The following is a 24697-nucleotide window of genomic DNA, read 5'->3' as shown; positions in this document are numbered from 1 at the left end:
TATGAACAAAAATATTACCCAATACATTGCCGCAGCTTACCTGTCTGCCCTCATGATTTTTACAGGCTGCGCCGGAAAACAGGAAAATAAAGAAGCTGAAAAGGGCTATTGCATCAGTAAAGAACTTAAAAAAGATATTAAACTGGCCAAAGCAGAAATGCTTCCTATAGAAGAAAGCATTACCCTTACCGGAGAAGTGGAAAGTAATTCTGATAAAACAGTTCCTTTTGTAAGCCTTGTGGACGGAGTGGTGATGGATACTTATTTCTCACTTGGTGATTATGTGAAAAAAGGACAAACGTTAGCAAGCGTAAAAAGTACAGCTGTGAATGAAATGCAGGATGATACGCAGACCTTGCAGGCTCAGCTGGCGGTTGCAAAAAGAAAACTGTCTTCTGTAGAAGCCATGTATAAAGATGATATTGCCTCTCAGAAAGATTTGCAGGAAGCGCGTTCCGAAGTAGCCATATTACAATCTAATATTTCCAAAACGCAGAAAAATATGCAGCTGTATTCAGCAGGTGGAAATACCATTCAGATCAAGGCCCCGGCAGACGGATATGTTATTTCAAAAAATATTTCCAAAGGAATGCCTGTTACAGCAGGAGGAGATCAGTTGTTTACCATTTCCAACCTGGATAAAGTATGGGTAATGGCCAATGTGTATGCTACCAATATGAGACATGTTTATGTAGATCAGCCGGTAGTGGTCAAAACGCTTGCTTATCCTGATGACAGTTTTTCAGGAAAAATCAACAATATATCTCAGGTTTTTAATGAAAATGAAAGAGTGCTGAAGGCTAAAATCATTATGGATAATAACGGAATGAAGCTAAGACCGGGAATGTCAGCAGATGTTGTACTACCCATCAATTCACAAAACAAAAGTGCATTGGCAATTCCCGCAAAAGCATTAATCTTTGATAACAACCAAAGTTATGTAGTGGTTTATAAAAAAGACTGTGAACTTGAGATCAGACCGGTAACGGAAATTGCTTCCAACAGCCAGTATATTTATGTAGAAGGAAATTTAAAACCAGGTGAAAATGTCATTGCTTCCAACGGACTGCTGATTTATGAAAACCTGAAAAACCAATTAAATAATTCCACGAAGTAATGCGAAAATTTGTACAGAATATAGTTTCCTTCTCTTTAAAAAACTCACTGATCGTTCTTTTGGGAACTTTTCTTTTGCTGGCAGGAGGAATCTATTCCTACATGCATACGCCCATTGAAGCATTTCCGGATGTTACCAACACAAGAGTGAGAGTCATTACCCAATGGCCGGGAAGAAGTGCTGAGGAAATAGAAAAATTTGTCACATTACCGATTTCCAAAGAAATGAATGCCATCCCGAATAAAACCTCGGTACGTTCTATTTCCTTATTCGGATTGTCTGTGGTTACTGTGATTTTTGATGATCATGTGAATGATTTTTATGCACAGCAGTATGCATCCAATAAACTGGGAAATGTAAATCTTCCTGCGGGAGCAGATTACAGTATTGAACCTCCGTCTGGAGCTACAGGTGAAATTTACAGGTATATCATCAAGAGTAAACTTCCCATTAAAGAAGTTACAGCCATCCAGGATTGGGTAGTGGAAAGAGAATTGCTTGCCGTTCCCGGAGTAGCTGATGTGGTGAGTTTTGGTGGAGAAGAAAAAACATATGAAATAAAAATAAATCCTACGGAATTACACAATTACGACCTTTCCCCCCTGGATGTGTATGAAGCGGTTTCGAAGAGTAATATTAATGTAGGAGGAGATGTAGTAGCAAAAGGTGATCAGGCTTATGTAGTGCGGGGGATCGGTCTTTTGGAGAAAAAAGAAGATATTGAGAATATTCAGATTGAGGTAAAAGGATCCACTCCAATTTTGGTGAAACACGTAGCTGAAGTAAAAATTTCTGCGAAACCAAGATTAGGTCAAGTAGGATACAATAAAGACAATGATGTTGTAGAAGGAATCGTGATCATGCTTCGGGGTGAAAACCCAAGTGAAGTCATTGCAAGGCTGAAAGACAGAATACAAGAACTTAACGGAGGAGAGCTTCCTGGTGATGTTCAGATTGTTCCAATCATTGACCGTACCGAACTTGTGAATACCACAGTTCATACCGTTTCCAAAAACCTTATTGAAGGAGTTATTCTCGTTTCTATCATTGTATTCATTTTCCTTTATAACTGGAGAACGACTTTCATTGTAGCATCAGTAATACCGTTAGCTTTCCTGTTTGCTATTATTATGCTTAAAATTCAGGGATTGCCAGCTAACCTGATTTCCATGGGAGCTCTGGATTTCGGATTGCTTCTGGAAGGAACACTGGTGATTGTGGAACACGTCTTTGTCGCCCTCGAGCTTAAAGCGAAAAAGATTGGACTGCGGAGATTCAATAAAATTTCAAAACTAGGAATCATCAAGAAAAGTGCAGGAAGTGTGGCAAGCTATATTTTCTTTGCCCTGTTGATTCTTATAGTAGCCCTGATGCCAATTTTCTCTTTCCAGAAAGTAGAAGGAAAAATGTTCTCTCCATTAGCATTTACATTGGGATATGCATTATTGGGATCATTAATTTTAAGCCTAACTTATGTTCCGGCAATGTGTAAACTTTTGCTGACAAAAAATATTGAAGAGAAAGAAAACTTTATTTCAAGATTCTTCAGAGTCAATATTTATAGAATTTATGAATTCAGCGACCGTTACAAAAAGGGATTCATCATTGGTTTCGTTGCCTTACTTGCCGTTTGTGGATGGAAATTTTCCAATTATGGATCTGAATTCTTACCAAAGCTGAATGAAGGCGCAATCTATGTAAGAGCAACTCTTCCCAACAGTGTCAATCTGGATGAATCTGTACGGCTGACCAAAGAGATGAAAGAAATTCTTATGAAATATGATGAAGTGAAATTTGTCATGACCCAGACCGGCCGGCCGAATGACGGAACGGATCCCACCGGATTTTTTAATATTGAATTCAATATCCAGCTGAAACCGGAAAATGAATGGAAGAAAAAGATATCCAAAGAAGAACTCCTTGAAGAAATGAGAGTTTCCCTTGAAAAATATCCCGGAATCAATTTTGGATTCAGCCAGCCGATACAGGATAATGTGGAAGAATATGTAGCAGGAGTAAAAGCTCCATTGGTGATTAAAATTTTTGGAAATGATCTTTTCGAACTTGAAAATTATGCCAATAAAGTAGCCAATTCGATTAGAACTGTTCCGGGAATATCAGATGTGAATGTTTTCAAAAATATCGGACTTCCGGAATTGAGAATACAGCTTCATGACTCTAAAATGGCAAAATATGGAGTGTCCACAGCAGATGCACAGGCCGTTATTGAAATGACGATCGGAGGGCAGGCTGCCACCAAGTTTTACGAAGAAGAAAGAATGTTCGACGTAATGCTTAGGTTTGAAAAACAATACAGAGACACTCCCGAAAAAATGGGAAATATTCTTATCCCAACTCAGGATAATAAAAAAGTTCCACTGAAAGAAATTGCAACCATTGATTATCATACCGGACCGTCATTTATTTACCGTGAAGGAAATAGCAGATACATTGGTGTCGGGTTTAATATTGAAGGTCGTGACTTAGGAAGTACCATTCAGGAAGCAAAAGCAAAAGTAGATAAAGAAGTAAAGCTTCCGAAAAATCACAAAATGACATGGGCCGGAGAATTTGAAAGTAAAGAAAGAGCCGCAAAACAGCTGGCTATGGTGGTACCGATTTCTTTAGTTCTTATTCTTATGCTGTTGTATTTCAACTTCGGAAATATAAAAGACACCCTGATTTCTTCTATCACACTGGCATTTGCGTTCATCGGAGGGTTTTTATCCCTTTGGTTTACGGGAACCATCTTCGGAATTTCAGCAGGAATTGGTTTCATCATCCTTTTCGGAGTGGCAACTATAGATGGTATCGTTCTGATAGGAGTGATGAAAGAGAATCTGCAAAACAGAATGTCACTCAAAGAATCAATTTCTTTAGGAGTGAAGAGCAGAATTCGTCCGGTAGTGATGATCGCTCTGATGGGATCTATGGGACTTCTTCCGGCTGCAATGTCAAACGGAATGGGCTCTGAAATTCAGAAACCTTTAGCCATTATGATTGTTGGAGGACTGATTGTCTGTATGCTGCTGTCATTTACAATACTGCCTATCATTTTCCATTATGCCTACCGAAAAGAGCATAAGGAAGCAATATAGTTTCTTTTATTTTGTTCATTATGAGGCCGGGATCCGTGAGGAAGATCCCGGCCTTTTTGTTATAAGCTTTTAAAGTTGATTTATTTTTTTAGTAAGCTTTCTATAAGTTTGCTTTGAGCTTCCATAAGCTTTGTTATCTGTTCCTGATTTTTTATTATGCTTTGTAGCAATTCAGGTGACTGAATATTAACTGTTGAGTCTTTAGGATATACGATGTTAGAATTTTCAAAAGTATTATTTGAAATAATAACATTCCCTTCGTTTTCAAACAAATCCTGTATTTCAATTTCAAAAACCTCTGCAATTTTACCCAATTTGTCTAAGTTAGGCTTTCCCTGATCTGATTCCCATTTATTATAAGCAGGTTGAGAAATATCTAATTTATAGGCTACTTCAGCCTGAGACCAATTATTACGTTGTCTTAATTGCTTCAATTTGGTTCCTAAACTCATTGGATATTTTTTTACAAATATAAAATATTTTAGAATGATAACTACAGGCTATTAAATTTATAACTGCAGGTTGTTGTACTGTTTGAGATTTAATTTTAGTTTTGTGATAGTTCTCATCGAAGTGAATAGATAAAACATTATATTTAATAATTAAAACTCAAATGAATGAAAAAAAACTTTATTATCGTGCAGCTCTTGCTGGCTGTCTTTGGTTTTACCTTACAGTCATGCAGAAATGATCTTCTCCCTGATCATCAGGAAACTTATGACAACAGCAATCAATTTAAACTTTACTCAAAGATAATTACTTTGACTGAAAGTAAGCATAAATCCAAACTGACTTCTGAACTTCAAAAGGCAGAAAATGATTTAAAGAAAACCAAACGGTTTGTTTCAGGGAAAACTATTGATTATGATAATTTCACCATAGATACTGATCATATTGTCTTTATGGAAAATGGTTCTCATTATCATACTTATACTTTCCGGATTATAAAAAATAGTGAACTGGAAAATGCTCCTGTAGAAAATTTGGTATTTACCCCTTTATCAGATGGTACTTATAGAAAATTATTAGTTACCTATAACTTCACTCCCCAGGAAAAGAAAATTCTACTGAACGGAGGACATGTTAATACTAAAGGAAAATCTACTATTGCAGAATTGGGGGTAGGTATATTACCACAAGCATTGAGCAAAGGATCTACACAAAGCTGCGGATATGTAACGGCAGAAGCCTATACCTGGTGTAGCGAAGGAGTGCATCACAATGGTGAAACAGATTGTACTGCGGATGAAAAATCACATGTAATAACAGTCTTATTATATGTTTGTACCAGTGTAGATGATGGAAGCGGAAGCGGTGGAGGTGGTGGCAGTAGTACTGGAGATGGGGGTGGTGGAGATGGTCCGCCGATTACTTGGGTCTGCCCAAATCCCAAGGTTTTAACAGGACCTCAACAACCAGGCTCAGATTTAGGTGATGGAAGTTGCTATGGGGTGCCTACAGATCCTAATTTGGGGGGAGGCTCTGATAATGGGGATCCTTGTGCTAAAGCAAGTATTCCTGTAAGCATAGTTAATAATTTATTACATGCACCAACAATATCTACAGAGCTAAGTGCATTAGAAAATCATGCTAAAAATGACCATTATGAATATGGTACTGCCATAATCGGTACAAGTACAACACCAATTGCACAAGATCCTTATTCAAGTAATGATCCTAATGATCCTGGCCATGTTGCAATCAGTATACCTTCTGTTGGAGATCTCCTTGCAATGGCACATAGCCATCCAAGCCATGGGGCGCCTCCTCCGTCTACGAAAGACCTTTATGTTACGCTTGAATCTGCGAAGGAAAGACCGGCTTTTCAGGCATCATTTGTTTTTAGTAGTAATGGTACTAAATATGCTTTCGTAGTAACTGATAGAGTAAAAGCCGAAGCTTTTTTAGCTGCCTATCCCTTTTTAGCTAATACAACCAATGAAGGTAGAATATTTAATAAAAACTATTCTGTTGGAAGTGATTTTAATACTATTTATAACTACTATATGCAAGGAAGTTTACCATCATATTCGGGAAACAGTCAGAATGATGGAATGGAATCAGCTTATGCACAAATTTTAGAGAAATATGATGCGGGAATTAGTTTTGCAAAAACAGACGCTAATGGAAATTTGAAACCACTTAAATCAGTATCTTTTCAATATGAAATCCCTGCATCAGGGGGTAAAAAAATAACAGGTTATAGAGCGGAGCCCTGTCCTTAACTAAAAAATACTATTATGAAAACAAATATTTTACTTACATTTTTTGTTACTGTAATTATTTTTACACAATGTAAATCACAAACAAGTCAGCCTATAAACATAGCAGATTATCCCAATTTTTATAATCAGACTATTTCTAATTTAAATAATCTTATGCCAAATAAGACTAATTATTATAATCAACCGCTTTCAGTTTTCCTCCAAGCATTAGCTCAAAACAATATTGCTATAAAGGCTTATGATCCGGGACCATTTGATAATAATTTCTTATCACTTATGTTTATTAATGATGCAGGAAGCTCTTCAATTATTTATCAAAATGGTTATGTTCAACCTCATATAGCAATAACATTTCAACAAACTTTTGATTACCAACAAGCAAGTTCAATTTTAAATCAATATCATTGGTTTTGGAATCCTACAGCAGAAAATTTCTATAAAAATTTAATAATCAAAAAGATAGAGTTTTGGTATGTAAGAGGATTAACAAATAAAGCTCAAGCTCCAAAATAATGAGATTTATTTTCTCTTTTTTTATAATGCTTTATTTTCTTAGTGCCTGTACTGTGAAACAAAAATGTGCTGCTTATCTTTCAACAGGTATTGAAAATATAAAACTTTTCCCTGCCAATAAAATAGATTCTGCCAAAATTAGTATTATAGATATAAATGCAAAAAGATCTTTAGAAAAGTGTGAAAAGCAAGAAAATGTAGTATGCATAGATGATTTAGGTATAATGATTTTGAATGCTGAATTTCCAAAAGGCATGAGTCACTTTAGAACTGTTTTATTTGAGAAATTTAGACTTCCCAAAAATGTAAGAGAAGGAGAAAATAGGATTCGTATAATTCTAGGTATTAATGATAATTTAGAAAATATAGAGATTCTAAAATATACTGATGGAAAAACAAAAAAAGCTATTGAAGAAGTTTTTAAAGTAAAAGAACTTAATACATGGAAATCAGCAAAAATGTATGGTATTCCGGTAAAAGAACAATTTGAAATAAGCCTATTTATAGAAAATAAATAAAGACAAGCAACAGGCTAGGAATAGAAGTCTTGACAGGAGTATAAATAAAATGTAATAAGCAAGCCACCAATTCGGTGGTTTTTTGTTTACTTAAAGATACTAAAAAAGTGAGCCGGAAAGCTCACTTTATGTATTGTTCATTCAGATTATGGGGTGATGATAACCGGATCAGGGAAAGGTTCAAGAACCAGAGGCTTGCACATGGCAGCCGGCTGGCATGTTCCTCCCATGCATATAAAGTTAGTCATAGTGGTCGTACCGTCAGGACATCTGATCATGCCTTCGCCATGGCATCCTCCGGGACATTCTGCCGGGTACAGTGTTCCTCCGAATACATCTTTCAGCTCTGTTCTCGAAAGTTTTGTAATGTTTAATTTTTTCATGAGATTAAGTTTTAATTATGGTATTGGTTTGTTGGTAACTCGCTTACGTTTAGATAAATAAGTTGAGTTGTTAAGAAGCTAAAATAATTAAATTAATTCATTAGAACAAGATATATTTTTTTAATTATCATGGTATTAGATAAAATGATTGTTATACGTAGTGCAGTATTAAAAAGGGCTATCTCAAGAAATGAGATAGCCCTTTTTATGATGATAAAATTTTCTAAGAACGTTATTTTTTAATCGCTTTAATGGCTTTTACGGTTCCATCTTCCATGTGAAGATTGATCAGGTATAGCCCTGAATTTAGTTCAGAAAGATTAAGTTCGTTGCTCGGGCTGAGAGTTTTTACCTGTCTGCCTGAAATATCACTTACGATGATAGATTTTACTCCTTTTGTATCAGAAATTTTCAATACATCTTTAAATGGATTAGGATAAACAGAAACATCAGCTTTCTTACTTAGGTTGATATCTGAAGTAGCAAGTACATCCTGAACACTTAAGGTATAATCTTCTGCCTGACCTTGGTTAAGATCCGCGCATGGATCAGATAATTCTGTTCTTACAGAAGTTGTTGAGCTGTTAAAATGATATTTAATTCTCATTCTGGTGTTTCCCAGAGCGGCAGTAGCGGGAACAGCGATATTTTTATTGATAGTTAATGGAGTACCTGTACCTCCGGCAAAATCAGAAGTTACAAAGTAAGATTCACCCGCATCGGCAAAACTTCCATTTTGATTCCAATCTATGAATACAGTAAATCCAAATCGGTTGGTAGTTCCTACTGAGGTTCCTGTCATGGTTATTGGATAAGAAGTTCCTCTTACAACACTGGCTATTTTATTCGTGAAGTTTTCCTGGCCGTCACCTGTATTGGCTGTAGCGCTGGAGGCATTTGTCATATCACTGAAAATAACATTGGATATCGGATATACACCCAATTTAGCAAGAAGAGGCCCACAATAAGGAGCAAAAGGATTAGCAGCAGTGGTGAATGAAATTTCCGGACATCCTGTAGCATCACCTAAAGCATTGGTCGGTGTAACGGTTGTATATAATGTCGTGTTTGCAGGAAATGCACTAGATGCTGTAGGAGTATAGAATGCATTAAATGTAGTTCCGTTATAGACATTAGAACCACCAGAGGTAGTACCAACTTTAATTTTGTAAGATTCTGCTCCGGCCGTTGCTGCCCAGGAAATCTGTTGACGAACGGACGCTCCGGTTGCACCACTTACAGGAGCACTTATAGTAGTACATGCAGGTGCTGCTGTAACCTCCTGTTTAATTTTTACATTATCTATAAAGCTGTAGAAATCATAAGTTGTTCCCGTAGTACCTACAGTCTGAATTCGGAGTATAAAATTTCCGTTTACATTAGCACTTTCAGGAATTGTAGCTGTATAGGAGGCGCAGGTTTGGGCTGCCGCAGTTAATGTAATAGGAGCACTTACTGCCGTATACGAAGTACCACCATTTGTAGAGTACTCTACATTAATATTACCTCCAATTAAACTGGAAGTATCATAAGCAACTGTTGAATATGAAAAAGAAATATCAATTTTTTTTCCATTGGCCGTTACACTTGCTGGTTTGGTGTATAACAGGTTTATAGTTCTGTTGGCAGTACTGGAACCATATGATTCCGCACCTATGGATATGGCACCGTCACAATTCCCTACAATATATGTTGTAGGAGTTCCGGTGTATCCACCTGTAATTGTAAAACCAGGATAAGTTCCGTTTTCAAAACTTTCTGTGACTAAAATCTGAGCGCTGCCCATTATAGAGAGCGCCGTAAAACTCAAGAATAGTAATTTTCTCATATTGGTAAAAGTTTTATTTTACCAATATAATACTATTTTTTTGTAAAACCAAATATTGAATATAATTTGTATTTAATAAGTAATTTAATTATTTTTTTAACCTTAGTTTAAACAGTTTTGAATGTTTCGTTCTTTTTGGTTGGAATTACCAATTTTACATTTGAATAGGTGGGGATTAATTATCTAAGGATTTTCTTTTGAGATTTCATCATGATGTTTAAGATACAAAGGCAGCGCTGCTGAACCATACCAAGAGAAAATTTCATAACTAAAGACTCCAGCTTGTACAGCGGGATCTGTTTTTACCCATTGCTCAGCTTCTTCCTTAGATTTAGTATTGAAAATAAACATGCCACGGTAGTTTTCTTTATTCTTTTCAAGAAAAGGTCCGGCTACAACAATTTTACCTTCATCTGCAAGTTTCCCAATATTGGTCATGTGGCCTTTCATAAGTTCACCCATTTTAGCTTTGTCTTCAATCTTCGCAGAACCTGTTGTCAGCATGACAATAGTATAGGGTTTCATTCCATATTGATCAGCTCCTAAAGAAGTGGCCAGTTCCTGGTTATATTTAGGTTTTTCAGCTTTCTTTTCCTGTGCAAAGGACAATGCTGATATAAGGAGGGATACCGTTAGTAATGTTCTTGATTTCATCTTGTTTTATTTTGATAAATATACCAAAACCTTATCGATTTCTGAAAACTAAATTTCAATAATGGTATGATACAAAAAAACCTCGATGATCACGAGGTTATATATAATTGTTCTGATAAGCTTACTAATCTTTAATTCTTAAAAATTCTTTGGCTAATTCAATCATTTTTGGATCTCCGGTGTATTTTCCATGTTCATCAGAAAGTTTTACGGTAGGAATCCATTCTTTATTAGTAGCCTGCACACCGATAAGCTTCATCACGATATTCATTGGTTTCAATCCTACATCATTCGTAAGGTTGGTTCCAATTCCGAATGAGATTCCAATTTTTCCTCTGCAGTAATTGGTAATTTCTTCTACTTTCTCAAGGTTTAATGCATCTGAGAAAATAATATATTTAAACATCGGATTGATGCCGTTTCTTTGATAGTGGGCTATTGTTTTATCGGCAAATTCTAAAGCATCACCACTATCATGACGTACACCGTCAAAAAGTTTCGCGAATTTTTTATCAAACTGCTGGAAGAATACATCTGTAGTATAAGTATCAGACAGTGCCACTCCAAGATCACCTCTATATACATCTACCCAATGTTCCAGAGCCATTTCATTAGCCATCTTGAATCCATATTCAGCAGCATGGAACATAAACCATTCATGAGCGTGTGTTCCGATGGGTTTTACCCCATATTTCATGGCAAAATGAACGTTTGAACTTCCTATGAAAGTAGATTCTTTTTTCTGTGTTAAAGCTTCCATCACCAGATTCTGTACCTTATAAGAATGTCTTCTTCTTGTTCCGAATTCAGCAAACGTTACCCCAAGTCTGGCCAATGAGTCAGCTTTTTCAAGGGTTTTGCTCATTACCACTTCGTTGGAATCTCTTTCCATGTGGTTCATTTCATAATGCAGCTCACTAATCAGTGCCAGCAATGGAACCTCCCAAAGAATTGTTCTGTACCAAAGCCCTTCCACAATAACGGAAAGGTCTCCTCCTTCCTGATGGATTTTTACTTCAGACGGATCATAATGATAACCTTCTAAAAAATCCAGATAAGGAAGATCTATATAAGGACATGTTCTTGCCATGAACTTTTTTTCGTCTTTCGTAAGTTTAAGTTCAGCCATTTTATTAACAGCTTCTCTTAAAGCAACGTCAAATCCTTCCGGAAAGTGGTGTTTTCCCCTGTTGATAAATTCATATTTTACAATGGAACTTGGGAATAGCTTTACCACAGCATTCTGCATGGTTATTTTATAAAAATCATTATCTAGGATAGAGTTCAACCTTACGTCGTTCATGATATGTGTAATTTTAACGCAAATATAAAAATAAAAAATAAAATCGCCTAAATGTAAGGCGATTTTTTTGAAATATTTCCATGCTTGGGATGGAGTTATTTTCCAAGATAAGAATTATACATCCAAACTTCTTTTTCCTGCTCGGTAATATAGTCGCTCATTTGCGAATTTGTACCTTCATCTCCTGCTTCATCAGTAATATCTAAAAGTTCTCTCTGAAGATCAATTACGACTTTGAATGAACTTAGAATCTGTTCAACACTTTTCGTTCCGTCAGTAACTTCTTTACTTTCTTTAATAGTTGCTACCTTCAAATAGTCCGAATAGTTGTGTGCAGGAATTGCTCCTAACGTAAGGATTCTCTCTGCAATTTCATCAATCTTTAATACAAGGCTGTTGTACAATTCCTCAAACTTCGGATGAAGGGTAAAGAATTGCTCTCCTTTGATATTCCAGTGAGAACCTCTTGTGTTCTGATAGAATACAGAATAGTTAGCCAACAGTACATTTAATTTTTCTGAAATCTTTTTACAATCGGCTTCTTTAAGGCCAATGATACTAGCATTTTTCATATGTATATATTTATTTTTTTAAGATCAGATACAATCACTGCTTCAATTGGGTATTATAAGAAGACTTTGTTATAGTGATTGGTAAGTTTATCATTTTGTATATCCCAAATTTACGAAATATCGTGCCGAACTCCTCTGATTATTAATAGATCATAACTATAAGAAAGTTTTTAAATATAGTTTGGATATATCAGATGAGGTGTTGTGAATCTGTTTTAAATGAAAAATTTTATAGTAAGATAAATTTCATAATTATTTAATACTCCTTTTTTAAAAGCTAAAATTTCTTTTTTCCTATTCTCTTTTCCTTTTATATATTATGTTTCTTCGATGATCATATTGAAACGCGCTGTATTTTACTGTAAGTATTTGATTTTAATTTTTATATAAGTGTTTGCAGATTAAAAAAATATTACTATTTTTGCACCCTAAAATAAAAAGCAATTAAATGCCTACTATTCAACAATTAGTAAGAAAAGGAAGAGCCACGCTTGCCAAGAAGAGCAAATCGGCTGCCCTAGATTCTTGTCCACAAAGACGTGGTGTATGTACGAGAGTATATACTACTACACCAAAGAAACCAAACTCTGCACTTAGAAAAGTTGCAAGGGTAAGACTTTCTAACGGTAAAGAAGTTAACGCCTATATCCCGGGCGAAGGACACAATCTTCAGGAGCACTCGATAGTATTGGTTAGAGGCGGAAGGGTGAAAGACCTACCGGGAGTACGTTACCACATCGTAAGAGGTGCATTAGACACTGCAGGTGTAAATGGAAGAACACAGAGAAGATCTAAGTACGGAGCTAAGAGACCTAAACCAGGACAAGCAGCTGCTGCTCCTGCAAAAGGAAAGAAAAAATAATCATTAAATAAGGTACAAAAGCAATGAGAAAGACAAAAGCGAAAAAAAGACCGTTGTTACCAGATCCGAAATTTAATGATCAATTGGTAACGAGATTCGTAAACAACTTAATGCTTGACGGTAAGAAGTCAATCGCATTCAAAATTTTCTATGATGCACTAGATATCGTAGAAACTAAAAAAGGAGAAACTGAAAAAACTGCACTTGAAATCTGGAAAGATGCACTTACAAATGTAATGCCTCACGTAGAAGTACGTTCTAGAAGAGTAGGTGGAGCTAACTTTCAGATTCCAATGCCAATCAGAGCTGATAGAAAAATTTCTATGGCAATGAAATGGTTAATTAGCTATTCTAAAAAGAGAAATGATAAGTCTATGGCTTTGAAATTAGCTAATGAAGTAGTAGCTGCTTCAAGAGAAGAAGGTGCTGCTTTCAAAAAGAAATCTGATACTCACAAAATGGCGGAAGCTAACAAAGCTTTCTCACACTTTAAATTCTAATTAGAAATGAGTAGAGATCTTAAATTTACAAGAAATATTGGTATTGCCGCTCACATTGATGCTGGTAAAACTACTACTACAGAAAGAATCTTATTCTATACAGGTGTAAACCATAAAATTGGAGAAGTTCACGATGGTGCTTCTACAATGGACTGGATGGAGCAGGAAGCAGAAAGAGGTATTACTATTACTTCTGCTGCAACTACTTGTTCTTGGAACTTTCCAACTGATCAAGGAAAACCTGTTGCAGACACTAAACCTTACCACTTCAACATTATCGATACACCGGGACACGTTGACTTCACTGTAGAAGTAAACAGATCTTTAAGAGTGTTAGATGGATTGGTATTCTTATTCTCAGCAGTAGATGGAGTAGAGCCTCAGTCTGAAACAAACTGGAGACTTGCTGACAACTACAAAGTTGCTAGAATGGGATTCGTAAACAAAATGGACAGACAAGGTGCTGACTTCCTTAACGTGGTAAACCAGGTTAAAGACATGTTAGGATCTAACGCAGTTCCAATCGTTTTACCAATCGGTGCTGAAGAAGATTTCAAAGGTGTTGTTGACTTAATTAAAAACAGAGCTATCATCTGGGATGAAGCAGGACAAGGAGCTACTTTCGAAGTAGTGCCAATTCCTGAAGACATGAAAGCTGAAGTTCTTGAATATAGAGAGAAATTAGTAGAAGCTGTAGCTGACTACGATGAGACTTTGATGGAGAAATTCTTCGAAGATCCAGATTCAATCTCTGAAGAAGAAATCAACGAAGCTCTTAGAAAAGCTACTATCGATTTATCTATTATCCCAATGACTTGTGGTTCTTCATTTAAGAATAAAGGAGTACAGTTTATGTTGGATGCAGTATGTAAATACTTGCCTTCTCCATTGGATAAAGATGATATCAAAGGTACTGATCCAAGAACAGACGCTGAAATCACAAGAAAACCATCTGTAGATGAGCCTTTCTCTGCATTAGCATTTAAGATTGCTACTGACCCGTTCGTGGGAAGATTAGCATTCTTCAGAGCATACTCTGGAAGATTGGATGCTGGTTCTTATATCTTGAACACTCGTTCAGGTGATAAAGAAAGAATCTCTAGAATCTATCAAATGCACGCTAACAAGCAAAACCCAGTAGAATATATTGAAGCTGGTGATATTGGTGCAGCAGTAGGATTTAAGTCTATCAAAACTGGTGATACAATGTGTGATGAGAAAAACCCAATCGTTCTTGAATCGATGGTTTTCCCTGATCCGGTAATTGGTATTGCTGTTGAGCCTAAAACTAAAGCTGACCAGGATAAAATGGGTAACGCTCTAGCTAAATTGGCTGAAGAAGATCCTACGTTTACTGTTAGAACTGACGAAGCTTCTGGACAAACGATTATCTCTGGTATGGGTGAGCTTCACTTAGATATTATTGTTGACCGTATGAAGAGAGAGTTCAAGGTTGAAGTAAACCAAGGACAGCCTCAGGTAGAATACAAAGAAAACTTAACAAAAGTTGCTCAACACAGAGAAGTTTACAAAAAACAATCTGGTGGTAAAGGTAAATTTGCTGATATTGTATTTGAATTAGGACCTGCAGACGAAGGTAAAATTGGTTTAGAATTCATCAATGAGATCAAAGGTGGTAACGTTCCTAGAGAATTTGTTCCTGCAATTGAAAAAGGCTTTAAAGCTGCAATGAAAAACGGTCCTTTGGCTGGTTTCGAAGTTGAAGGTATTAAAGTTATTCTTAAAGACGGATCTTTCCACGCAGTGGATTCTGATGCTCTTTCATTTGAAATGGCAGCTAAATTAGGATTTAAAGAAGCGGGACGTGCTGCTAAGCCAGTAATTATGGAGCCAATTATGAAACTGGAAGTTGTAACTCCGGAAGAATATATGGGTAACATCATTGGTGACCTTAACAAAAGAAGAGGTACTATCAGTGGTCAGGAAGAGAAAAACGGTGCTGTTGTAATCAAAGGTTCTGTTCCACTTTCTGAAATGTTTGGATACGTAACTACTCTAAGAACACTTTCATCAGGAAGAGCTACTTCTTCTATGGAATTAGAGAAGTACCAAGCTACTCCACAAAACGTTGCTGAAGAAATCATAGCTAAAGCAAAAGGTTAATTTTTAAATTAAAGAAATGTCACAAAGAATCAGAATAAAATTAAAATCTTACGATTACAACTTGGTAGACAAGTCTGCTGAGAAAATCGTAAAAACGGTAAAGGCTACTGGTGCTGTTGTAAACGGTCCAATTCCATTGCCAACGAACAAGAGAATCTTCACAGTGTTGAGATCTCCGCACGTAAACAAGAAAGCAAGAGAGCAGTTCCAACTTTCAGCTCACAAGAGACTAATGGATATCTACTCTTCTTCTTCTAAAACTGTTGATGCTCTAATGAAATTAGAACTTCCTTCAGGTGTAGACGTTGAAATTAAAGTGTGATAAATGCATACTTTGCAATGATTATACAAATCCGTTCCTTTTTAGGGACGGATTTTTTTTATGCATACTATCTAAAAACTAAACCAGGATTAAAAGCAGATTTGTCAATCATTAAATCTGCTTTTTTTACATTGTACTTTCTGTAACCATAAAAAGCCTTGGTGGGATAACTCTTAACGATAAAATAGATCTGTTTAGGGATTCTAAAGAGTCCTTAGGAAGGATTAATGATCTGATATTAATAGTTCTTTTTAAGGTGACATATGTCACTTGTGTTTATTTATTTAGAATTAATAAAAATAATAATTTTGCAGAAAATTATCAGATGAATAAAGTAGTATCCTTTTCTCTGCTAGTATTGGGTGGAGTTTTGGCCAATGCACAGAAAGTAAATGATTCAGTTAAGCACAAGAAAATTGAAGAAGTAGAACTATTTGGTGAAAAAAAGAAACAGCCGCAAGGTCTGGATGCAATTACAAGATTGCCTTTGAAAACCAGAGATCAGATTCAGAGCATTTCTGTAATTTCCCATAAAGCAATTGAAGAATTAGGAGCACTTACAGTCACTGATGTTGCCAAAAACGTTCCGGGGGTAACCTTATTTTCAAGTTATGGAGGAGGAAACGAAAGTATGTCTATCAGAGGATATCGTGGAGTTCCCGTATTGAAAAATGGGGTTCAGCTGGATTCAGACTTCCGTACTGCAGGAATGATCACAGATATGCAGGGAGTAGAAAGCATTCAGGTAATCAAAGGATCTGCTGCAATTGGTCAGGGAATCGGAAATGGTTTGGGATCTGCAGGAGGAGTTATCAATGTTGTAACAAAAAGACCACAGTTTATTGATCAGACCAATGTAGGATTCCGTTACGGAAGCTGGGATTTTTACAGACCTACGGTAGATTTCCAGAGAGTACTGGATTCTCAGGGTAAAGTAGCGGTTAGATTCAATGGGGCGTATCAGAATAACAATTCATTCAGAAGCCATGTAAAGGGAGAAAGAATTTATGTAAATCCATCCATTGCTTTCCGTCCTGATGACAAAACTTACATCAACGTGGAAATGGATTATCTGCATGATAAAAGAACACCGGACAGAGGAACAATCAACCTTGCTCCAGGGACAGTTGAAGCATTATATCACATGCCAAAAGGAAAGTTTTTAGGATATACATCTGACTATTCAAAAACTGAGACTTTCAATTTCGCTACGACAATCGTTCGTAACCTTACAGATAAATTAAAAGTAAGAGCTGCTTTCGTTAATTCAGTAAGCAATACTGATTCTGAAGCTTCATCTGTATCATTGCCGGCGGGTGAAACGAACTATAATATCAGACAGCGTACCATAGGAAAATCGCAGGGTGAAGATATCAATAAGGTATTACAGTTAGACTTCATCGGAGAACAAATAAAAACAGGATTTATTAATCATACATTCCAGGTAGGTTTTGACTGGAGAGAAACGGAAACATCATCTACCACTTACGAAGCCTACAAAAACTCAATTGCGCCAGGAAATTTAATCACAGCACGTGCTACGAAAATAGGAAATACAACCTATGCTGCTAATCCATTGGATATTTTTGATGTAGTAAATGGAAGTATTTCCAATCAGCTTCCTGTGAATGTTGTTTACAAAAACCTTGGAAGATCAAATGCTGTTTTAACACCAAGTATCGGCGCAATGGCTCAGGATGTAATGACGATCGGGAAATATGTGAAGGCACATTTAGGAATTCGTTACAGCAGATTGAATGGTTCTACTAACGAATCTGTAGACACATGGAACCCTAATTTCGGATTAATTATTTCTCCGCTTCCAAACGTGAACGTATTTGGATCATATACTACTACAACATCTTTAAGGTCTTCCAACAACTTCCTTTTAGACGGAGGCAGAGTAGGTCCATCAATGACTAAACAGTGGGAAGCTGGTATTAAATCAGACTGGTTCAATGAACGTTTGAGATTTAATGTAACCGTATTTGATATTAAAACAGATCATCTTTCTTTTACGATCCTTGACGAAAACTATAACCCTGTTGTGATCAACAAACAAACCATGTATGGTCTTGCAGGAAACCTTAGAAGAAAAGGAGTTGAAGTAGAATTAATCGGAAGAATTCTTCCTAACCTTCAGGTGATGTCAGGATGGGCGTATCTGGATGCACAATATCAGGACAGCCCTGCTTATATCAATGGATCTGCACCGATGAATGCTCCTAAGCACACCGCAAACGGATGGCTGAATTATAAATTCAATAAAGGTACCTTATCAGGACTTGATGTAGGTGCAGGAATTTATTATGTAGGGAAAAGACCGGTTGATGAATGGACTCAGAAAACATTTACAGCAGGTCACCTGAACAGTGTGAAGCCAGGTGATAAACCTTTTGACATGCCAGAGTACACTACGGTAGACGCTCAGGTAGGGTATGCCCTGAAAAACGGAATTGGAATAAGAGTATTCTTTAATAATATTTTTGACAGCGTAGGGTATAGCTCTTATTTCAGAGGAGGATATATCGATCAGATTCAACCTAGAAACTTTGCTGTACAGGTAAACTATAAATTCTAACTTGAAAAAAATATTATGAAAATTACCAGAACAGTATTCTTATCATTGATTGGCATAGCTGGTTTAGCTTCATGCTCCGAAGAACATTTGTCCGAAGAAGAACTGAAAACAGCCAGAGAAAATATTGAAAGACATTACACTGATCCTAAAAGCATATACTCTTGGGGTAACATTTCTCCATGGAAGGATCATTGGAATAATCCTTTTTATACAAAAACCTTTTCACCTGCTCAAATCGGAAAGAGTATCTTAGCAGAAGAAAGACAAAACCTGGAATATCGGTTCTCAGAAAAAATCAAATAAGATAATTTCAAACATTCATATCAATTTTAATTAAAAACATTAAGACAGAATTTCTGTTTTAATGTTTTTTTTATCAGTATTTATTATGTCTGATTCCTGTTAATTTTATACATTTATTATTCTAAAAATAAAGATCATGAGCCATAAAGGGAATAGTTTTTTTGAAAAATTTTCAAACTGGGCTGTAAAATTTACCGGAAGTGTCTATGCTTTTGTCGGGGCTTTTCTTATCGTTTTGGTATGGGCCGTTTCCGGACCTTTCTTTGATTATTCTGAAACCTGGCAGCTGGTGATCAATACCGGAACAACGATCATTACTTTTCTGATGGTATTCCTGATTCAGAAAGCCCAGAATAAAGACTCAAAAGCAATACAAATCAAATTGAATGAACTTATTGCCGCCCATGAAAAAGCAAGCAACCGAATTGTAGATATTGAAGATCTTACAGAAGCAGAATTGGATCAGCTTCACATCTATTACGAAAAACTGGGTGAGCTTGCCAAGAAGGATGCAGACATCCATACTTCTCATTCCATTGACGCTGCCCAGAGAAATCAGGATTATAAATATGAGTTCTTTAAAAGAAAGCATGAAGAATGGATCCAGAAGCAGGAGCTAAGAAAATGATTTTTTATTTCCCGTAGATGTTACTTATTTTTGGATGCTATTTTTTATCTATTTTTTTATTGTTTTTTTTGATAAATTTCTACATTTGTTAAAAAAAATATATGAAAACAAAACTATTCTGTTTGCCAGTGCTATTTTTAGCAGTTGCAGCAAATGCGCAATGGAGCAGAGGACTTCCGGAGCAGAAAATCATTAAAAAAAGTGATCATTCAGTTTATTACAAACTTGATTTGGATCAGATAAGAACTCAGCTTCTCAGAGCTCCTAAAATGGGTGAGGGGGCCCCCACCACAGTTAGCATTCCTACCTTAGATGGGAAAATTGAAAAATTTACAGTAAATAGTTTTCCGGTAATGGATGAGACTTTAGCAAACAAATATCAGCTGGGGTCTTATGTAGGGATAGGAATTGATGATCCTACCAAATATATCAGATTTAGTGTTGCTCCTAACGATTTCCAATCTATGATCATTGGTACAGATGGAAAATATGAATTTATAGAACCTGCAACATCAGATAAGTCTTACTATTCTGTACATGGAAAAACCAATAAGAGCGGACACGCATTTGTATGCAACACAAAAGAGGATAAAGAGGCAATTGCTAAAATGCAAAAGCTGATGAATTCCGGAACTACAGCAAAATCAAGCAACAAAACTTTCCATACTCTTAGACTGGCAATGTCTGTAACAGGAGAATACACTGCTTTCTTTGGAGGAGTAGCAGGTGCCCTTACACAAATTAATGCCACTTTATCAAGAGTAAATGGTGTATTTGAAAAAGAGTTTAATGTGCATGTTAATGCAATCAGTGCTCCCAACCTTATATTTACTAACGCTGCCAATGATCCTTACAGTAATTCCAGCCAGATGTGTAAATGGAATTATGAATTGATGAATGTATTACATGGAGGTACATATGGTGTTACAGATGCAGATTTTGATATCGGGCATTTATTTGGTGCAACAGGAGGTGGTGGAAGTGCCGGCTGTATTGGTTGTATAGGAAGTAATGATATTTCTACAAGTACAGATCCTAGTTGTGGAAATTCCCCTTCTCCAGATAACTATAAAGGGAGTGGGTATACCTCTCCGGGAATTGATTATTACGTGAGTGGAACATGGAATAGCAATAGTACAGCTCAATTACCACCAAGTGGAGACGCCTTTGATATTGATTTTGTAGCCCACGAGATGGGGCATCAGCTAGGGGATTCCCATACCTACAGCTTCTTTGAAGATTTTCTGAATCAGGAAGTAGAACCGGGTTCAGGTTCTACAATCATGGGATATGCCGGGATTACCGGACCAAGTACAGATGTGCAGAAACACTCGGATGTTTATTTTCATAGTGTGAGTATTGAGCAGGTACAAAATAATCTTGTCTCTGTAACGGCAGATGTTGAAACTCCGATCACTAACAATACACCTGTAGTAACAGCAATGCCTACTACTTATACTATTCCAAGATCCACACCATTTGCGCTTACGGCATCAGCAACAGATCCGGATGGAGATGCTTTAACGTACTGCTGGGAACAGGTGAATCCGAGTACTTTAGATAATGGAGTTACTAAATCTAATATTGGGAATACCAGTTCAGGAGCAAGTTTCAGATCTTGGGCACCTACGGCAAGCCCTACAAGATATTTTCCTAAATTGGCAACAGTGTTGGGAGGTGCGGTAAAAAATACAACAGATTTTGAAGCAGCAAGTACCGTAGCAAGAACTACAAACTTCCGTGTAACGGTAAGAGATAATAAGCCAGGAGGCCAAGCCCAGACTGCTTACACAACACAAACAATCGTAGTAGGATCTGCAGCTGCATTTACTGTGAATACAACATCACTTACTCCTAATGTCAACTCTACTATTGCGTGGACGGTTTCAGGAACTACAGCTTCTCCATACAATGTAGCGAATGTGAAAATTGATTATACAGAAGATATGGGAGCAACCTGGACAGATCTTGCAGCATCAGTGCCAAATAACGGATCAGCAAGTATTTTCATCCCTGCATCTTTGGCTGGAAAAACAATTCATTTGAGAGTTTCAGCAATCGGGAATGTTTTCTACGCAGTGAAGCAGGCTAATGTAGCTAGTCTATTGGCTGTTTCTGAGGCAGGAAGTGTGAAATCTGTTAAGATCTATCCAAACCCGGTAGAAGATGTATTGAATGTTATGAATGTTTCATCAAACGCATCGTATGAGATCTTCAATGCTCCTGGGCAGTTAATTTCAAACGGAAATATAGGTGAAGGCAAAATTAATGTCAGCAACCTTGTAAAAGGAGTTTACTTCATTACGATCAACAATGGTAAAGAAGAAAAGACCACAACTAAATTTGTGAAAAAATAGTTGAACAAAAAATAAAACAAAAAACCTCTGAGTGATCAGAGGTTTTTTTATGCTTTATATTATCTCATAAAATAACTGAAATAACTACAGCTGCCCATTAGGCTCTTCGTTGTCTCGGTATCGGAATACTGAGCTTTCAACTGTGCGAAATAAGTTCTGTATTTCTGGTTTTTAAGATTGTCCATTTCCTTTTGGCGGGCCTCTTCTTTTTCAGACCATTTCGGATCTGAGTAATCAAAATCTTTTGGTGCTTTAGCTTCATACTGGTAATATTTACCCTGCTCAGCACTTGCCATCTGGAATAAGATTCTTGCTTTTTCTTCCTTATTGTTGGACAGCTTAAGTGCTTTTTGATAATAATTGATTGACAGATCAAAATTATCAGGCTCAATATAAGAAGTATCCAGGAAGTTTTTATAATAATACTTGTAAGGGTTCTTCCTGTCAGTATTCCAAAAGTCGTACTTGCCTCCGTTGCTATTGTCAATATCCATGACAAACAATTCACGGTAATATCCTAAAATAGAAGTATTGTACAGTAAGTTTCCGATAAGCTGATTGGCTTTTGCCGCTTTTTCACCGGTACCGTTTCCAATCTTTTTCAATTGAATCAGTGCATCTGCCAGTTCAAGTTTATCCATGCTTGTTTTGATGAAAGGGAAATCAGTATAGTTTTCTGCTTTCATACTTTCGGTGTCAGCACTTCCGAAGCTTTCCCAAACATTATGTCCGAATACAAGATTTGAAATATTTTTAAATCCGTTGTATTCAGCAGGGGTATATTGTTTTGGAGTGATAGTTTGGCCACTCTTTTCATTCCAGTCATAATTTTGTCTTGGGATGCCTGCAAAACTTTTTGCTTTTTCATAATAAGCTTTCGCCTTTTCAAAATCGGCAAGTCTCATCGCCCTGTCTCCGTAAATGGTGCTGAAGAATGCATCTACATTACCTACACTATCCATGTTTTTAGCAATGATTTGCTGTTCAAACTGTGTTTTGTTTGGCTTTCTGTAAAACTCTTCCACACTTTTTACAAGACTGGAGTTCGGGTTATATTGGAGATCCGAAAGTTTATTGTTCATCAGGAATGATTTTCCGTCCTCTCCCTGAAGGAAATAACGGTTAGCAATCACATCTTTAAGGAAATCCGCAGTAGATGGTACTTCACCATAATAATCGAAATTATCTGTTGCTGCTGTATCTTTTACTACTTTTTTCTCCACAAAATACTCAGCATAATCTTTCATTAAATGATCCTCATATTCTGCATCAATTTTAGGCTGGGATACAATGTCATTAAGAACTTTCATTCTTTTGATTTCTTCCAGATATTCAGGATTGGTCGTTTTGATATCGTTCAGAATTTCAGAACTTGCTTTATAGTCTTTCTTTAAAAATTTAAGATAAGCATCTGCAATCTGCCAGTATTCATCTTTAGACTTTTCTTTTGTTTTATCAGTGAATTTCTCCAGACTGTCAAGGAAGTCCTGTCTTTTTTCATCGTAATAATAGTCTGTTCTGTTGTAGAACGGAATTCTGTCCGGATTGCTGAATAATTCATCATCACTTTGATCAGCCTTAGCATTATCACCTGTTTTTTCAGATTTGGATCCGCCAAAAAGATTTTTAAAGAACCTTACAATTTTCTGCCAAAAAGAAAGCTTTTCTTCTTTTACCTCAGTTTTGGTTTGATCAGTTGATTTGTCTTTTGAAGAGTTATCTTTAGAACTTTCTTTTGCTCCTGCTTTTTGAGCTTCTGAAGTATAGTAATAAGTAGGCAGGTAGCTTCTTTCAAGTTCATTGATACTTCTTGCTGCCATTACCTTCAGGATCTCAGAATCAGGATTGATTTCATACATCTTTTCCATCATCGGGATAGGATTGTTGAAGTCCTCATATCCTAACAGGAAATATGCCATATTCTTTTCATCATTCGTATTGGCTCTTTTCATAATATTGCTGAAGGATGCCGTATCCGAAAGCTTCATAGAAATAAACGCAGATTCCTTCCTGTCTTTACTGTTCATGAATACCTGAAAAAAATTCCAGTTGGCATCACTATTCATTTCTAATCCTCTTTGAGCTCCTGCCAGCTGATCCAGAGACATGAAGTAAACCGACCCCTTTAGCTTTATAGGAGCAACATAAGTTTTGAAAGCCTGTACAGCAGAATCATAGTTTCTTGTGTAATGATTTAATCGTACCAGCTGATAGCCGTAACGCTGTTTGATTTCAGGATTTCTTGCTGCACTGTACAAAGACGTTAAGGCAGCAATGGTTTTATGATAATCAAGAGCAGTGGCATTTTTCCTGTTCGCATCTCTGTCGTAATAGAATGAGTTTTCACTTTCAACATAATTGATGCTCATAAAAGGTTCAATATATTTGGCCTCAATCAAATAATCAATACCCTCCTTATATTTCTGGTAAAATCCGGTGCCTAGTTTTTGTAAAAGAGGATTGGCTGGATTTCCGTTCTTTAAAGCATTCAGATCGTTCATGCTGATCTTATACACCAGATTCTGGGTTTCAGAATAGCTAAGCTGATTGTTGAAGAACTTTTTCCAGGTTTCGATATTGTCATCAGGAATCAATGATGAATTGTATCCTCCATAAAATCTGCTTGAATAGTTGTGCAGAAAAGGAAGATAAGCCTTGTCCTTAATGATGGTTTGCGTAAAAAGGTTGAAGTAATCATAATCAGGATCTGACCACGCACAGGCGTCAGATTGTGTATAGAAAAGTGATACAACCGCAAGTGAAAGAATATACTTTTTCATAGGGTGTGCAGTGTTTTTTTATTTTTAAT

At 36.5% G+C, this 24697-nt stretch carries 20 protein-coding genes; 13 read left to right on the top strand and 7 right to left on the bottom strand.

Annotation, left to right across the window (positions count from 1 at the left end; genetic code table 11):
• The first annotated feature begins 1 nt into the window (after position 1).
• Entirely contained in the window at positions 2-1117 is a 1116-nt protein-coding gene (locus tag ACM6F9_RS12035) for an efflux RND transporter periplasmic adaptor subunit (protein ID WP_414845935.1), read from the top strand.
• Positions 1117-4215 carry an efflux RND transporter permease subunit gene (locus tag ACM6F9_RS12030; protein ID WP_414845934.1) on the top strand — a complete coding sequence of 1033 codons (3099 nt, stop codon included), beginning with the start codon at positions 1117-1119 and terminating at the stop codon, positions 4213-4215. The genes ACM6F9_RS12035 and ACM6F9_RS12030 overlap by 1 nt, the downstream gene beginning before the upstream one ends.
• 80 nt (positions 4216-4295) lie before the next feature.
• Here the strand turns inward: ACM6F9_RS12030 and ACM6F9_RS12025 are convergent, their stop codons facing one another.
• Positions 4296-4667, bottom strand: a complete 372-nt coding sequence (locus ACM6F9_RS12025; protein ID WP_309873974.1) for a helix-turn-helix transcriptional regulator — start codon at positions 4665-4667, stop codon at positions 4296-4298.
• Positions 4668-4832: 165 nt separating this feature from the next.
• Here ACM6F9_RS12025 and ACM6F9_RS12020 point away from each other — a divergent pair, with 165 nt between their 5' ends.
• The 3 genes from ACM6F9_RS12020 to ACM6F9_RS12010 are packed head-to-tail and all read left to right on the top strand — an operon-like array spanning position 4833 to position 7471.
• Complete coding sequence (locus ACM6F9_RS12020) at positions 4833-6440, top strand: hypothetical protein (RefSeq protein ID WP_414845933.1); 1608 nt, start codon at positions 4833-4835, stop codon at positions 6438-6440.
• A gap of 15 nt (positions 6441-6455) precedes the next feature.
• The gene (locus tag ACM6F9_RS12015; protein ID WP_414845932.1) at positions 6456-6953 is read left to right on the top strand and encodes a hypothetical protein; all 498 of its coding nucleotides are present in this window, start codon (positions 6456-6458) and stop codon (positions 6951-6953) included.
• Positions 6953-7471: a hypothetical protein gene (locus tag ACM6F9_RS12010; protein ID WP_414845931.1), complete on the top strand. Its 519-nt coding sequence runs from the start codon at positions 6953-6955 to the stop codon at positions 7469-7471. The genes ACM6F9_RS12015 and ACM6F9_RS12010 overlap by 1 nt, the downstream gene beginning before the upstream one ends.
• Before the next feature lie 146 nt (positions 7472-7617).
• On the opposite strand, the gene ACM6F9_RS12005 is transcribed toward ACM6F9_RS12010, so the two are convergent.
• The 5 genes from ACM6F9_RS12005 to ACM6F9_RS11985 form a co-directional block, all read right to left on the bottom strand.
• Positions 7618-7854, bottom strand: coding sequence for a hypothetical protein (locus ACM6F9_RS12005; protein ID WP_414845929.1), 237 nt, complete (start codon positions 7852-7854; stop codon positions 7618-7620).
• Between the two features lie 232 nt (positions 7855-8086).
• A complete protein-coding gene (locus ACM6F9_RS12000) occupies positions 8087-9682 on the bottom strand; it encodes a GEVED domain-containing protein (RefSeq protein WP_414845928.1) in 1596 nt (531 codons plus the stop codon).
• 183 nt (positions 9683-9865) lie between these two features.
• Positions 9866-10336 (bottom strand): YciI family protein, encoded by a 471-nt coding sequence (locus tag ACM6F9_RS11995; protein ID WP_414845927.1) that lies wholly within the window; start codon positions 10334-10336, stop codon positions 9866-9868.
• 124 nt (positions 10337-10460) lie between these two features.
• Entirely contained in the window at positions 10461-11639 is a 1179-nt protein-coding gene (gene pncB / locus ACM6F9_RS11990) for a nicotinate phosphoribosyltransferase (RefSeq protein WP_414845926.1), read from the bottom strand.
• Between the two features lie 95 nt (positions 11640-11734).
• Positions 11735-12211 carry a Dps family protein gene (locus tag ACM6F9_RS11985; RefSeq protein WP_105702159.1) on the bottom strand — a complete coding sequence of 159 codons (477 nt, stop codon included), beginning with the start codon at positions 12209-12211 and terminating at the stop codon, positions 11735-11737.
• Positions 12212-12659: 448 nt separating this feature from the next.
• Here ACM6F9_RS11985 and rpsL point away from each other — a divergent pair, with 448 nt between their 5' ends.
• From rpsL to ACM6F9_RS11945, 8 genes are all read left to right on the top strand, one after another.
• Entirely contained in the window at positions 12660-13073 is a 414-nt protein-coding gene (gene rpsL / locus ACM6F9_RS11980) for a 30S ribosomal protein S12 (RefSeq protein ID WP_002983146.1), read from the top strand.
• Positions 13074-13096: 23 nt separating this feature from the next.
• Positions 13097-13573: a 30S ribosomal protein S7 gene (rpsG, locus tag ACM6F9_RS11975; RefSeq protein ID WP_034677991.1), complete on the top strand. Its 477-nt coding sequence runs from the start codon at positions 13097-13099 to the stop codon at positions 13571-13573.
• A 6-nt stretch (positions 13574-13579) separates the two neighbouring features.
• Positions 13580-15697: an elongation factor G gene (gene fusA, locus ACM6F9_RS11970; protein ID WP_414845925.1), complete on the top strand. Its 2118-nt coding sequence runs from the start codon at positions 13580-13582 to the stop codon at positions 15695-15697.
• A 16-nt stretch (positions 15698-15713) separates the two neighbouring features.
• Positions 15714-16019 (top strand): 30S ribosomal protein S10, encoded by a 306-nt coding sequence (rpsJ, locus tag ACM6F9_RS11965; RefSeq protein ID WP_002661363.1) that lies wholly within the window; start codon positions 15714-15716, stop codon positions 16017-16019.
• 325 nt (positions 16020-16344) lie between these two features.
• On the top strand, positions 16345-18600 hold the full coding sequence (locus ACM6F9_RS11960) for a TonB-dependent siderophore receptor (RefSeq protein WP_414845924.1): 2256 nt from the start codon (positions 16345-16347) through the stop codon (positions 18598-18600).
• Positions 18601-18615: 15 nt separating this feature from the next.
• Entirely contained in the window at positions 18616-18903 is a 288-nt protein-coding gene (locus ACM6F9_RS11955; protein WP_105702157.1) for a hypothetical protein, read from the top strand.
• Positions 18904-19039: 136 nt separating this feature from the next.
• Positions 19040-19531, top strand: a complete 492-nt coding sequence (locus ACM6F9_RS11950; RefSeq protein ID WP_414845923.1) for a low affinity iron permease family protein — start codon at positions 19040-19042, stop codon at positions 19529-19531.
• A 101-nt stretch (positions 19532-19632) separates the two neighbouring features.
• Positions 19633-21888 (top strand): reprolysin-like metallopeptidase, encoded by a 2256-nt coding sequence (locus ACM6F9_RS11945; protein WP_414845922.1) that lies wholly within the window; start codon positions 19633-19635, stop codon positions 21886-21888.
• A 59-nt stretch (positions 21889-21947) separates the two neighbouring features.
• Here ACM6F9_RS11945 and ACM6F9_RS11940 read toward each other — a convergent pair whose 3' ends face one another.
• Positions 21948-24668, bottom strand: coding sequence for a hypothetical protein (locus tag ACM6F9_RS11940; RefSeq protein WP_414845921.1), 2721 nt, complete (start codon positions 24666-24668; stop codon positions 21948-21950).
• Positions 24669-24697 lie beyond the last annotated feature (29 nt).

It is taken from the genome of Chryseobacterium sp. IT-36CA2, from assembly GCF_949767875.1.
Lineage (GTDB): Bacteria > Bacteroidota > Bacteroidia > Flavobacteriales > Weeksellaceae > Chryseobacterium.
The sequence above is the reverse complement of the archived record's forward strand: the minus strand, read 5'-3'. Positions and strand labels throughout refer to the sequence as shown.

What these genes read in the sequence shown, in the direction of transcription:
- ACM6F9_RS12035 (WP_414845935.1), top strand. Translation starts at nt 2, where the DNA reads ATGAACAAAAATATTACCCAATACATTGCCGCAGCTTACCTGTCTGCC.
- ACM6F9_RS12030 (WP_414845934.1), top strand. Translation starts at nt 1,117, where the DNA reads ATGCGAAAATTTGTACAGAATATAGTTTCCTTCTCTTTAAAAAACTCA.
- ACM6F9_RS12025 (WP_309873974.1), bottom strand. Translation starts at nt 4,667, where the DNA reads ATGAGTTTAGGAACCAAATTGAAGCAATTAAGACAACGTAATAATTGG.
- ACM6F9_RS12020 (WP_414845933.1), top strand. Translation starts at nt 4,833, where the DNA reads ATGAAAAAAAACTTTATTATCGTGCAGCTCTTGCTGGCTGTCTTTGGT.
- ACM6F9_RS12015 (WP_414845932.1), top strand. Translation starts at nt 6,456, where the DNA reads ATGAAAACAAATATTTTACTTACATTTTTTGTTACTGTAATTATTTTT.
- ACM6F9_RS12010 (WP_414845931.1), top strand. Translation starts at nt 6,953, where the DNA reads ATGAGATTTATTTTCTCTTTTTTTATAATGCTTTATTTTCTTAGTGCC.
- ACM6F9_RS12005 (WP_414845929.1), bottom strand. Translation starts at nt 7,854, where the DNA reads ATGAAAAAATTAAACATTACAAAACTTTCGAGAACAGAGCTGAAAGAT.
- ACM6F9_RS12000 (WP_414845928.1), bottom strand. Translation starts at nt 9,682, where the DNA reads ATGAGAAAATTACTATTCTTGAGTTTTACGGCGCTCTCTATAATGGGC.
- ACM6F9_RS11995 (WP_414845927.1), bottom strand. Translation starts at nt 10,336, where the DNA reads ATGAAATCAAGAACATTACTAACGGTATCCCTCCTTATATCAGCATTG.
- pncB (WP_414845926.1), bottom strand. Translation starts at nt 11,639, where the DNA reads ATGAACGACGTAAGGTTGAACTCTATCCTAGATAATGATTTTTATAAA.
- ACM6F9_RS11985 (WP_105702159.1), bottom strand. Translation starts at nt 12,211, where the DNA reads ATGAAAAATGCTAGTATCATTGGCCTTAAAGAAGCCGATTGTAAAAAG.
- rpsL (WP_002983146.1), top strand. Translation starts at nt 12,660, where the DNA reads ATGCCTACTATTCAACAATTAGTAAGAAAAGGAAGAGCCACGCTTGCC.
- rpsG (WP_034677991.1), top strand. Translation starts at nt 13,097, where the DNA reads ATGAGAAAGACAAAAGCGAAAAAAAGACCGTTGTTACCAGATCCGAAA.
- fusA (WP_414845925.1), top strand. Translation starts at nt 13,580, where the DNA reads ATGAGTAGAGATCTTAAATTTACAAGAAATATTGGTATTGCCGCTCAC.
- rpsJ (WP_002661363.1), top strand. Translation starts at nt 15,714, where the DNA reads ATGTCACAAAGAATCAGAATAAAATTAAAATCTTACGATTACAACTTG.
- ACM6F9_RS11960 (WP_414845924.1), top strand. Translation starts at nt 16,345, where the DNA reads ATGAATAAAGTAGTATCCTTTTCTCTGCTAGTATTGGGTGGAGTTTTG.
- ACM6F9_RS11955 (WP_105702157.1), top strand. Translation starts at nt 18,616, where the DNA reads ATGAAAATTACCAGAACAGTATTCTTATCATTGATTGGCATAGCTGGT.
- ACM6F9_RS11950 (WP_414845923.1), top strand. Translation starts at nt 19,040, where the DNA reads ATGAGCCATAAAGGGAATAGTTTTTTTGAAAAATTTTCAAACTGGGCT.
- ACM6F9_RS11945 (WP_414845922.1), top strand. Translation starts at nt 19,633, where the DNA reads ATGAAAACAAAACTATTCTGTTTGCCAGTGCTATTTTTAGCAGTTGCA.
- ACM6F9_RS11940 (WP_414845921.1), bottom strand. Translation starts at nt 24,668, where the DNA reads ATGAAAAAGTATATTCTTTCACTTGCGGTTGTATCACTTTTCTATACA.